Below are 12704 nucleotides of genomic sequence, written 5' to 3' on the forward strand. Positions count from 1 at the left end.
TGTGTCCTCAACGGTAATGGTTTGTATTGTTGTTGCAGTATTGCCACAATTGTCAGTTATTGTAAATGTTCTTGATACTGTGATTGGACAATCATTAACAGACGTAATTACATCTACGTAAGTTATGCTTTCAATATTAAAGTCATCTGTTGCATTGTAATCAGGATTTAAATCAAAAACTGTTTTTACGTCATCAGATTGTGTATTGCTGTATGCAAATACAGCATTAGAAGTTATAATATCTAAAACCGAGCAGCCTTCAATAGTTATAGTTGAGGGTACTGAAATTTCAGGACTTTCAGTGTCATCTGTATCAATAGTTCCATCCACTCCAAAGGTACATCCGTTGGCATCAGTAATTAAGATCGTATAGTTTCCAGCGGCTAAGTTTTCAAAAAGTCCACTAGCTTGAGACGTAGCTCCGTTATCAATAGAATAGGTGTAAGGCGGAATTCCACCTGAACCTTCTGCTGTTAAACTACCAGTACTTTCGCCTAAGCATTCAACATTTACTATACGTATCATTGATCCGGCTACTACTTCAGCAGGTTCTTGAACAGTAGATTGATTGGTTGCTGTACATCCATTTGCATCTGTTATTGTAACAGAATATGTACCTGCAACAACATCAATTAAATCTTCAGTTGTATCGCCAGTATTCCATAAATAAGTGTAAGGTGAAGTCCCTCCATTAACTGTTAAATCGACAGAACCAGTACTGTCTCCTCTACATAAAATATTTGTCACTGCTATACCAGTGCTTAAGGCATTTGGTTCGTTTACAGTAATAGTTGTACTCTGTGTGCATAATGTTGTTTGATCTGTAACTGTCACTGTATAGCTTCCTGCTGGCAGGTTAGAAACACTCGGAGTCGTATCCGATAAAGTATTCCAAGCATAAGTGAATGGGCCAGTACCATTTGATACTACAGCTGTTACGCTACCATTACTTTCTCCATTACATATAACTGGAGTTGATGTACCTGAGATTGATAAATTGTTACATGTTCCAGGGTTAACCGTTACCGTAGCAGTATCTGTACATCCATTTGCATCTGTTACTGTTACCATGTATGTACCAGCCGATAGTCCGGATATGTTTTGAGTGGTTTCGCCATTCGGTGACCATAAGAACGTGTAAGGCTCTACGCCACCAGTAGCTGTAGCACTAGCAGTTCCGTCATTTGTATTTGGACCAAGTTCGTCTGTAGAAGTTGCTGTTATGTTTAAAGCATTGATTGGTTCTGTAATAGAAATTGTTTCTTCTACGGGTTGACATACCGTACCATCAATAGTTACACTAACATCATAAACACCAGCAGTAACTCCAGATAAAGTACTAGATGTAACTCCAGTATCCACTTGACCATTACTCCATGTGAATGTAAATGTAGCACCAGGATTAGCATTAGAATTTGCCGATACGATACCAGAACCTGTTGCATCACCGACGCAAAGTACGTTAGTAATAGTTTCGATTGTAATTTCTGCATCACAAGTATTTACACAGACGATTACAATGCTTTGAGTAAGCTGACAGCCATTTGCATCTGTTACAGTTACAGAATGAGAACCAACAGGAAGGTCGGTAGCTGTAGCTGCAGTTTGATTATTAGCAGAAGCACTCCATAAGTATGTGTAAGGAGCTGTTCCACCAGAAACATTTGCTGTTGCTTCACCATTTGTACAACCTTGGGCTGTGTTAGCATCAACTTTACTAATATTTAAGCTCAATGGACTAGCTGGCTCTGAAATTGTTGCATTTGCAGATACTGAACATCCATTGTCATCCGTAACCGTGACTGTATATGAACCAGCCAACACGTCAGTTAAATTCTGACTTGTAGCGGAATTACTCCAGGAGTAGCTGTAAGGTTCCGTACCGCCTGTAACGGTAATGGCAATATCTCCAGTAGCTTCACCAGAACAATCTACATTGTTCACATTTGCTATAGATACTCCAAGTGTATTAGGTTCTGTAACTGTTGCTTGTAACGTAGTTATACAATTATTATCATCAGTTACCAAAATATCATAAATACCTGCTGCTAAATTTTCGAACAGTCCAGCACCTTGATTTGTAGAGCCATTATCTAAAGAATATTGATATGGACTGGTACCATTAGAAGCTTCTACTGTAATACTTCCTGAAGAGTTTCCGTTACAATCTACGTTAGTAATATTGGTAACATTTGCAGATAAAGCTTCAGTAGGTTGATTTATAGTTGTTTGATTTGTTGTTGTACAGCCATTGGCATCTGTAATAGTGACATCGTAGTCTCCAGCAGCTAAATCTGATAAATCTTGATCAGATGAGCCGTTGCTCCATAATACTGTATAAGGTGCCGTACCACCAGAAATGGTTAGGTCTATAGCACCAGTATTCTCTCCATTACATAGTACATCTGTTGTTGCGCTAATTGTGGATGTTAATTCTTCTGAAGGTTGATTTATTGTAAAATCACGGGATATGCTACAACCATTAGCATCAGTAACAGTAACAGTGTATGTCCCTGAAGCACTATTTGTTAAATCTTCATCAGTAGTTGAGTTACTCCATGTATAAGTGTAAGGAGGTTCACCACCAGATACTGTGATATCAATAGACCCAGATTCATCAGGATTACATAAAACATCAGTAACATTTCCTGTTAACTCTAAATTATCTATAACAAACGCTGTTGGGTTTGTGTTTTCACATCTGGTGAATGAACTTCTAACTGATAATATATAAGAACCTTCAGATAAATTATTAAAATCTGGTGAACTTTGGTAAGTACCATTATTAATGGAATATTCAAATTCTGCACCTAAAGGACTGGTTACAGATATGGTAAAATCATCGCTGTTTGAGTCACAACCAATGCTAGCTTCGGGTATAGATGGTAAATCCACAAAACTTATGGTTGCAGTCGCTCTATCACACACAGAAGTGTTTGGTGCTGGTAAACAAACTTCATACTGAAATATTACATCACCAGTATAATCATCGGCTGGTACGTAGCTATATGTTCCATCAGAGTTTAATGTAAAAGATTGCCCTGCTGGTGAAGGACCAGATACTAAACTATAAGTTGAACTGTCAGGGACATTATTGTTAATGCTTAAATCTCCACTGTATTTTGTATCAACACAATTTAAGTTTTGTTGGTCTACAGCATATTTTTGAAGTATAAAAAATTTACCGTCACCATGATCTCTGGTAGCGGCAATAAATTCAATTCTGGTTATTTGTGAACCAGTTGGTGCAATATCATCCAAATAAAATAAACCAATAGCAATCGTTTGTCCATTTTCATTACAACGTCCGGATTGCCAATAATCAGAACCAGCTACAGGAGGCGCAAAAACACAATTTCTGTAGTTACCAACGTTTCTAACAAAAGTTTCTCCCAACTTTTGTTCTGCACCACCACCAGCAGGTATTCCCCATACTTCAATATAGAAACAGTTGTTACCACCTCTTTCGGTAACCGCTAATACAGCACCTTCATTTGAAGGAATTGCAGGGCTATAAAAAATGGTTTGCTTTTGAGCATCAGTTGTTGATGCTGCACCAAAGTTTGAACAAATATTTCTACCATTAGGGTTAGCAGTGAAATAATGATTTAAGTTTTTATCCTGAAAAGCCGCAGTGGCATTAGTAATCCAATTAGCTTGTCCGCTATTACCACCAACATTGCCTCCATTCTGACGAATTCTGTTTGGGGTATGGCCGTCTGGTCCCAAACGCGTCATCTCATAACTTGTAGGTACAACAAAAGTATTGTAAAGTGTCCCGCCTATAGTTACAGATTGAATAGTTGCCGGCTGATTATTATTGGCTTGCGTATCTGACCACTGAAAAGTCACACCAGTTTGTATTGAAGGTGATTGCTGAGCCATTAGCATATTAGAAAGCATAACAAATAAAGCCATAACTATAGCTTTTGTTATTCTTACGACTGAAATACAATTGTATTTGTTTTTCATATTGTACATGATAACTTATAATATCTTCAATGCTGTTAAATCGTAAATGTTACAATACCTTTAATTATATGGTATTGAGAATCATTTAGCACATAACAACATTTTATATTCGTTAATTGCAAAAAAAATAGAGGGAAATATTATTAAAGTAAATGAAAAAATGGATGTCTTAATATATTTTTGATTTGGGGTCATTTACATTAATTTTACAAAAACAAAAGAACTTATAACTAAAATTTTATACAAACATTAGAGTTAAAGTGGCAAAATAATCGTTAAAACGGAGATATGCAACATTTTATCGAAAAAAAATGTATTTAATCGAAAAAATATGAAAACAATTACACTCGTAAGACACGGAAAATCTTCATGGGAATATGATGTTTCAGACAGAGAAAGACCTTTAAAATCTAGAGGAAGAAATGATGCTAAATTAGTTGCAAATCAATTCATTAAGAGCAATACTGTGCCAAAGAGAATCTTTTCTAGTCCAGCTAGAAGAGCTTTTGAAACCTGTAAAATTTTTATGGAAGTATTTGATTTATCAGAAAACGCTGTTGCAATTGAGGAGAGTTTATATGATTTTGGTGGTAATGATGTTATTAATTTCCTGAAAAATTTACCCGATAAAATTAACGATGCAATGATTTTTGGACATAACCATGCATTTACTTCAATCACTAATATATTTGGTGATAAATTTATAGATAATCTTCCTACAAGTGGTTTAGTAAAGCTTAATTTTGACATTAAGAGTTGGCAAGATTTAAAACCAGGACAAACAGAACTTATAATTATTCCAAGAGAGCTAAAAAAATGACCAAAGAAAAAAATGTATACATAAACAGGGAACTGAGCTGGTTACAATTTAATGCACGTGTATTGCAAGAAGCTGCAGATGAAAACGTTCCATTAATTGAGCGCTTACGATTTTTAGGTATTTTCTCTAACAATTTAGATGAATTTTTTAAAGTTAGATATGCTACTATAAAGCGAATTTATGATGCTGGAAAAGGAGGTAAAAGTGAATTGGGAGGTATAAAAGCTGGGGAATTGCTCGAAGAGATTACCAAGGTTGTTATTGACCAGCAGAGTGAAAGCGTAGATATTTTAAATGGTATTGAAAACGAGCTGGAGAAAGAGAACATACATATCATTAACGAGACCGAAATAGATGAAGATCAGCATCATTTTATCAAAAATTATTTTTATCAGGAGGTCAGTCCGGCTTTGGTAGTCATTTTTCTAAGCGAAGATGTCGATCTACCCGAACTCAAGGATAGCTCTGGTTATTTAACTGTGAAGATGTCTAACTCTAATGGCTCAGATCAATATGCGCTTATTGAAATATCCAAAGCCATGGATCGCTTTATCGTACTGCCCCAAAAAGGGGATGCTAGTTTTATCATTATGGTCGATGATCTTTTACGATATTGTTTGGATGATATTTTTAACATTTTTAGTTATGACAGTATATCTGCTCACATGGTAAAGATTACAAGAGATGGTGAGCTCGATTTTGACAGTGATTTAAGTAAGAGCTTTATAGATAAACTATCTGAAAGTGTAAAGGATAGAAAAAGTGGTGATCCGGTACGTTTTGTTTACGATAAGAGTATTGATGATGATACTCTAAACTTTCTTTTAGAACGTATGGAAATTGATTCGAAAGATAGTATGATACCAGGAGGGCGCTATCATAACAGAAGAGATTATATGGATTTTCCAAGTTTGGGGCGTACTGACTTGTTATATAAAAAAATAAAACCATTAGCAGTAAAAGGTCTAAGTTTTGAAGAAAGTATATTCAAAACCATTGCTAAAAAAGATTATTTGGTTTACACACCCTATCATGCATTTTCCTATATCGTAAAGTTCTTAAGAGAAGCTGCACTAGACCCAAGTGTAAAGACTATAAAAATTACGATATACCGACTGGCACAAATCTCGCACGTAGCCAGTTCATTAATAAATGCTGCTAAAAATGGTAAAAAGGTCACCGTGTCTATTGAGCTTAGAGCACGTTTTGATGAAGAAGCCAATATCAATTACGCAGAGCAAATGCAAGATGCCGGAGTAAATATGCTTTTTGGTGTGCCAGGTTTAAAAGTACATTGTAAAATGTGCGTTATCGAACGTGAGGAAAATGACAAATTAGTCCGCTATGGGTTTGTAAGCACTGGTAATTTTAATGAGTCTACTGCAAAAATTTATACAGATTTTACTTTATTGACAGCAAATTCAAAAATCTTAAAAGATCTCAATAAGGTATTTAACTTTTTTGAAGTCAATTATAAGGTCAACAGATACAAGCATATCATTACTTCACCTCATTATACCAAGACAAAACTTTTTTCATTGATCGATGATGAAATAGATAATGCCAAAAACGGAAGACCTGCTTATATTAAGTTAAAAATGAATAGTATCAGCAGTTATAAAATGGTAGATAAACTCTACGAAGCCAGCAGAGCTGGTGTAAAAATACAAATGATAGTTAGAGGACTGTGCTGTTTGGTGCCAGGGGTTAAGGATATGAGCGAAAATATAGAAATTATAAGTATTATTGATAAGTTTTTAGAGCATACTAGGCTCTATATTTTCTGTAACAACGAAGATCCAAAAATTTATATTTCATCAGCAGATTGGATGACAAGAAACATTGATAATAGAGTAGAGGTAAGTTGCCCAATTTATGACAAGGATATAAAACAAGAGCTACAACGTTTGTATGATATTTGTTGGAACGATAACGTAAAAGCTCGGATAATTAATGAAACCCAAGATAATACCTATCGAAGGAATGATTTACCCAAAGTGAGAGCTCAATTCGATACCTATAACTATTACGCAAATAAATTATAAAGATTCATGCTGAAAATTCAGAAATATGCAGCCATAGATATTGGGTCTAATGCCGTTAGATTATTAATATCCAATATTATAGAGCAAGATAACGAACCTGTAATTTTTAAGAAAAACTCTTTGGTTAGGGTTCCGATTAGATTAGGGGCAGATGTTTTTATTAATGGGGATATATCTGAATATAATCAATTGCGAATGATAGATACTATGCAGGCATTTAGTTTGCTAATGAAATCCCATGGTGTAGTGCGTTACAAAGCTTGTGCCACTTCTGCAATGCGAGAAGCAAAGAATAGTCTGCCACTTGCCAAGAAAATACTGGACACTTGTGGAATAAATATCGACATTATTGATGGTGAGGAAGAAGCAGCAATAATTGCAGAAACAGATCTTCACCGGTTTATCGATCCCAATAAAACATATCTCTATGTAGATGTGGGTGGCGGCAGTACAGAATTTTCGATTATTAACAATGGAAATAAAATTAAATCTAAATCCTTTAGAATAGGTACGGTAAGACTGCTTAATGATATTGTTAAAAATGAAACTTGGGTTGAACTCGAGCAGTGGATAAAAGAAAACACCAAGCAATATTATAAGATTGAGTTGATAGGTTCTGGTGGAAACATTAATAAGATCTTTAAAATATCTGGTAAGGATATAGGTAAGCCATTGACTTATTTTTACTTAACTAGCTATTATAAAATGCTGCAAAACTACTCGTACGAAGAGCGTATTACCAAATTAAACCTTAATCAAGATAGAGCAGATGTTATTATTCCTGCTACTCGAATATATTTATCGGCAATGAAATGGAGTGGTGCAAAAGATATATATGTTCCAAAAATTGGTTTGTCCGATGGCATTATAAAAAGTATCTACCATGAAACCGTTTCTAGCGTAATGGTATAACTATAACATATTAAAACTTTCGTTAATCGGGTTTTTTCGTACAAAAAACGGTAAATTAATGTTTAGTTTACAATTAAAAATTATATTCGCTATCTCAAATTTATGATTATGAAAAAGTTTTTACTTGCTTCTGTATTTATTGCTATGGCCTTGGTTGGCTCGGCACAAGATATAAAATATGGTGTTAGAGGTGCACTGAATATTTCAAACCTAGATTTTGATCCAGATGCTACTTTTGAAAACAAGCATCGCAATGGTTTCGCTTTTGCAGGTTTTGTCGAATTTGGTTTTTCTGAAGAGCTATCGCTTCAAACCGAGCTACAATGGTCTGCTGAAGGTGGAAAAGATGAAAGTATTAGAGCAGATTATATTCATTTACCCATTATGCTTGAGTTATCTATATCTGACCGCTTATCCTTTGGTGCAGGACCACAAGTTTCATTAAAAACATGGCAAAATGAAGATGCATTTTCAACCTTTGCTTTTTCTGGTGTGGTTGGTGCAGAATATATGATTACCAGTGAGTTGTTTGTTGATGCCAGATTCTCTTATGGATTGACTAATATCTTAGATGAAGATTTAACCGATGTTGAAGCCAAAAACCATGTCTTGCAATTTGGTTTTGGTATTAAGATCTAAAAGAAAACTCTATAATATATTAAAAGCTTCAACTCATGTTGGGGCTTTATTTTTTTAACCATGTACGGTTTCCTTATTCCCTAGTCCTTTAATTATTTCAGCTTCATAATCAAGGAGTTGCTGCCATTTTTTATCAACTTCTTTTCGTTCCCCATATTGGCGTGCAAAGTTTAAAAACATGGTGTAGTGGCTTGCTTCGCTAATCATTAGTTTTCTATAGAATTTGGCAAGTTTTTTATCTTCAAGCTCTTCAGAAAGCAGTCTAAAACGTTCACAACTTCTGGCTTCAATCAATGCTGCGTATAAAAGGCGATGCACTAATTGTGTGGTTCTGCTGCCTCCTTTTGGAAAAAACTTCAATAATGCAATTACATAATCATCTTTGCGATCTCTGCCGAGTATCCAACCACGTTCAAGAATAAGATCGTGTACCATTTTAAAATGGCTCATTTCCTCGTTGACAAGCTCTATCATTTCCTCAACAAGTTCTGTGTACTCAGGGAAACTAACAATTAGAGAAATTGCTGTACTGGCTGCTTTTTGCTCACAATACGCATGATCTGTGAGGATTTCTTCAATATTTTTTTCTACGATGTTTACCCATCTTGGGTCAGTAGGTAATTTTAATCCCAGCATATTTAGTTGGTTTCTATACGTTCTACTTTTAAGGTTCCTTTATTGTCAATAGATAGCGAATGTAATGATGTTTTATCTGTTTCGGGAATAGTATACATGACTTCTATTTTAACCCTATCAGAAAAAGATAGATCATCATTGATTTCTATTGATTTTAAAACTCCAAGTTCATCAAAATTATAATCTTTTATAGTATAAAATTTAAAGAAAGAATTTACCTTGTCTTTATTAAAGTACTGATCAAAAATGCGCTTACCGTTTTTTTCTATGAGAATATCAAACCTAAAGTTTCTATAGTAAGTTTGATAGTTAACTGTATCTTTAATTTTGGTGAAAAGTACAGCGTTATCCATGTCAGAGTAAGTTTTTATTTTTACTCTGTAACCATTGTGCAATAACGTATCCACCTCACGTTCCATATAAGTTTCTGGCTCATAAACAATTTTTTCAACTTTAACTTCCTTTTTAAACTCTTCTATGTCCTCAGATAAAGCCTGACTTTGCGTTTTACGACCTTCGCAACTCGTAAAACCTATGATTAGAATAGCCAATAAGCACAACAGTTTTTTCATCTATTTAACTTTTTTTTATTCATCCGTTTTTTTAATCATATTGTTATGTCAACTGGTTTTGACTATTGTCTGCCAAATGCTCAATATGGGCTTTCTTGATTTTAGATATCTAAGCCAAAGGTTTTTTTAAGTAATTCTATATTTGGATTTTTCTCTTTTAATTTTTCGTATTTCTCTTTAGGCGTAAATGCATACTTTTTTGCAACTTCTTCATTTACTGTTATATCCAAGTGTAAGTCAAAATTTTTAAGTGCTTTACGCAGATACGCCAATAATGGATATTGGGCGCGCTCAAGTTCAATTTTATTAGTGTTGTTGGAGTAGGTGAGATGTATCGCTGTACCTCTTAATTTGGGTTTATCCATTTGCAATATGGAAGCCATTATTTTTTCGCCCTTTTTATCCATTGCATTGGTATAGGCATTCCAAGCTTCCGTTAAAGCTTCTTGTGTAACAGGTTCTTTTGGTAAGTCTTCTTCATCAATAACAACATCTAGTTGACGAATTTGGTGTTCTTTTTTCTCTTTGATGCTTTTTAGAGATAAGCCAGAAGTTGATTTCTTTGCAGTGTCAATCGATATTTTTGGAATTCTTACCGGTTTAGGTTCAGCAACTGTACTAACAGTCTCTTTTTCTACAATAGTATTTGTTTTTTGGGTTGTAGCTTCTACTTGAGTTGCTTGTAGTTGTTCTTTAGGTTTTTCAACTGGAATAGGCGTAATACCTTTTGTTTTAAAGTAAGATGGTGGAATTATGAAGTGCTTACTGTTTTTTTTTTCTCCATCAAAAGTGATAGAGGCTAATTGCATAAGTGTTAATTCAACAAGTAAGCGTTGATTTTTACTGGTTTTATACTTTAGATCACAGTCATTGGCAAGTTGAATGCCTTTCATTAAAAACGCATTGGATGTTTTTAGGCATTGCTCAACATACTTCTGTTTCGTTTCTTCACCAACCTCTAGCAGTTCTATCGTCGCTTGGTTTTTACAGACCATTAAGTCTCTAAAATGAGATGCCAAACCAGCAATATAATGGTGGCCATCGAAACCTTTTGACAATATAGAATTGAATTGTACCAACAACTCAGGTATTTTATTCTCTAAGATTAAATCCGTACTTTCAAAATAAGTTTCATAATCGAGGACATTAAGGTTTTCGGTAACAGCTTGCCGTGTTAGGTTTTTTCCAGAAAAGCTTACTACACGATCAAAAATGGAAAGTGCATCACGCATGGCACCATCTGCTTTTTGTGCAATGATATGAAGTGCATCATCTTCAGCAGTAATACCTTGTTCTTCAGCAATATATTTTAAATACTCTTTGGCATCAGAAACAGTAATGCGCTTAAAGTCAAATATCTGACAGCGCGATAAAATTGTTGGAATAATTTTATGTTTTTCTGTAGTAGCCAGGATGAAAATACAATGTTTGGGTGGCTCTTCCAAGGTTTTGAGAAATGCATTAAAAGCCGCTTGCGATAGCATATGTACCTCATCTATAATATAGACTTTATATTTGCCAACTTGAGGTGGAATTCTAACCTGATCGGTTAAATTTCTTATGTCATCAACAGAATTGTTTGATGCGGCATCTAGCTCAAAAATATTGAAGGCAAAGTCTTCGTCTTCACTTGTATTGCCATCGCTATTTATCATTTTAGCCAAAATACGAGCACATGTGGTTTTACCTACCCCGCGAGGCCCTGTAAACAACAAGGCTTGTGCCAAGTGATTATTTTCAATAGCATTAAGCAAAGTATTTGTAATGGCTTGTTGGCCTACAACATCCTTAAAGGTTTGTGGTCTGTATTTACGTGCCGATACTACGAAGTGTTCCATTGAAAAATAACTGAATTACAAATTTAATAATAACCTCTAAATAGCCATTTGTGAAGCCTGAAATTTAATAGGAGTTATTAACAATTTGATTACTTTTGTCGAAAGTAAATCGCCTTATCGATTCTAATTTTAGAGTAGGAAAGTCCGAACACCATAGTGCAATCATAGTGGTTAACAGCCACCAGTCGCAAGGCTAGGAAAAGTGCAACAGAAAGTATGTACAGGTAATGCTGTAGTGAAATCAGGTAAACTCTATGTGGTGCAATGCCATGTAAACTAACGTTTGAGCGTGCACGCGCGATTGTTAGAGGGTAGGCAGCTAAAGTTTGCTGGTAACAGTAAACGCAGATAAATGATAAGGGTATTTTGTTCTTGTTATGAAGAGATTCTAAAACAAGTTCAGAATAAACAGAATTCGGCTTATAGATTTGCTTAAATACAAAAAACCCTTTACAATTTCTGTAAAGGGTTTTTATTTTATTTAGTTGGGATAGTAACTTAGGTCTGGTCTAACGCTGGCTTCTAACTGATCGTATTTTGTGGTCAGCTTAATGACATTCCAGAATGTAGCATCTTTCTCATCGCCTAAGATTTTGTCATTTTCCTCACCGCCTTGAGCAATATCCATTTCGGATGATCCCGCTATGGATACCATATAGTAACTTTCTTCACTACCAAAGCCACTGTGATATACTTCGTAACCATTTTTGACACCTTTGGTTTTAAACATTTCTTTTACTTTGGCCATAGCTTCACCCATTTCTTTACCATTTTTTGGCGAGTAATAAAGAAAATGGTATTCTCTTTTGTTTTTGCCTTGGGTACTATAGTCTTCTGGCATATAAGAAAGTTCTGGCATAAAATGAACAATGGCATCGCTATGAGAATCATAACATTCATCCATGCCATCAAACATTTTGTTCATTTCTTCTTTACCTACTTTTTTAGCCAAAGATTCCATAGGATTTTTATCTAAGTCTGCCATACTAGATATTGGGCTTACATAAACGTAGCGACCATCTTCCACACTAATAGTTGTCCAAGTCATATCTTTAATATCGTTCTCTTCACATACGGTTTTAAATTTCTTGCTTATCTCTTCGTACTTGGGCATCATTTCAAATTTTACATTGTCCGTATGTACAACAAACATTGTTGGTTGTGTCTCTTCTTCCTTTTCTTGTGAATTGGAAAAGTTGACAGCAAATAAAGAAGTTAATAGAATTAGAATTCCTTTTTTAAAAATTTTCATAATTGTTTGGTTTTGGTT

9 protein-coding genes and 1 other RNA gene are annotated in these 12704 nt (G+C 34.8%); 5 read left to right on the forward strand and 5 right to left on the reverse strand.

Annotated features, from left to right (window positions below; translation table 11 throughout):
- Positions 1 to 3918 (reverse strand): Ig-like domain-containing protein (locus KCG49_RS02115; RefSeq protein ID WP_218544539.1); only part of this gene is annotated, 3918 nt, incomplete at its 3' end.
- Positions 3919 to 4303: 385 nt separating this feature from the next.
- Here KCG49_RS02115 and KCG49_RS02120 point away from each other — a divergent pair.
- From KCG49_RS02120 to KCG49_RS02135, 4 genes are all read left to right on the forward strand, one after another.
- Positions 4304 to 4792, forward strand: a complete 489-nt coding sequence (locus KCG49_RS02120; RefSeq protein WP_218544540.1) for a SixA phosphatase family protein — start codon at positions 4304 to 4306, stop codon at positions 4790 to 4792.
- Positions 4789 to 6837: a polyphosphate kinase 1 gene (gene ppk1, locus KCG49_RS02125; protein ID WP_218544541.1), complete on the forward strand. Its 2049-nt coding sequence runs from the start codon at positions 4789 to 4791 to the stop codon at positions 6835 to 6837. The genes KCG49_RS02120 and ppk1 overlap by 4 nt, the downstream gene beginning before the upstream one ends.
- Positions 6838 to 6843: 6 nt before the next feature.
- Entirely contained in the window at positions 6844 to 7749 is a 906-nt protein-coding gene (locus KCG49_RS02130) for a Ppx/GppA phosphatase family protein (RefSeq protein ID WP_218544542.1), read from the forward strand.
- Positions 7750 to 7857: 108 nt separating this feature from the next.
- Positions 7858 to 8388 (forward strand): porin family protein, encoded by a 531-nt coding sequence (locus KCG49_RS02135; protein WP_218544543.1) that lies wholly within the window; start codon positions 7858 to 7860, stop codon positions 8386 to 8388.
- Positions 8389 to 8442: 54 nt separating this feature from the next.
- Here KCG49_RS02135 and KCG49_RS02140 read toward each other — a convergent pair whose 3' ends face one another.
- The 3 genes from KCG49_RS02140 to KCG49_RS02150 form a co-directional block, all read right to left on the reverse strand.
- The gene (locus KCG49_RS02140; protein WP_218544544.1) at positions 8443 to 9024 is read right to left on the reverse strand and encodes a MiaE family protein; all 582 of its coding nucleotides are present in this window, start codon (positions 9022 to 9024) and stop codon (positions 8443 to 8445) included.
- A gap of 2 nt (positions 9025 to 9026) precedes the next feature.
- Positions 9027 to 9596 (reverse strand): hypothetical protein, encoded by a 570-nt coding sequence (locus tag KCG49_RS02145; protein ID WP_218544545.1) that lies wholly within the window; start codon positions 9594 to 9596, stop codon positions 9027 to 9029.
- A gap of 101 nt (positions 9597 to 9697) precedes the next feature.
- Positions 9698 to 11434 (reverse strand): DNA polymerase III subunit gamma/tau, encoded by a 1737-nt coding sequence (locus KCG49_RS02150; protein ID WP_218544546.1) that lies wholly within the window; start codon positions 11432 to 11434, stop codon positions 9698 to 9700.
- 101 nt (positions 11435 to 11535) lie between these two features.
- On the opposite strand from KCG49_RS02150, the gene rnpB reads away from it, so the two are divergent.
- Positions 11536 to 11873, forward strand: an RNA gene (rnpB, locus tag KCG49_RS02155) — RNase P RNA component class A.
- Positions 11874 to 11915: 42 nt separating this feature from the next.
- Here the strand turns inward: rnpB and KCG49_RS02160 are convergent.
- Complete coding sequence (locus KCG49_RS02160; RefSeq protein ID WP_218544547.1) at positions 11916 to 12686, reverse strand: hypothetical protein; 771 nt, start codon at positions 12684 to 12686, stop codon at positions 11916 to 11918.
- Between the last annotated feature and the right edge of the window lie 18 nt (positions 12687 to 12704).

This window comes from Winogradskyella luteola (assembly GCF_019203985.1).
In the GTDB taxonomy this organism is placed as follows: domain Bacteria; phylum Bacteroidota; class Bacteroidia; order Flavobacteriales; family Flavobacteriaceae; genus Winogradskyella; species Winogradskyella luteola.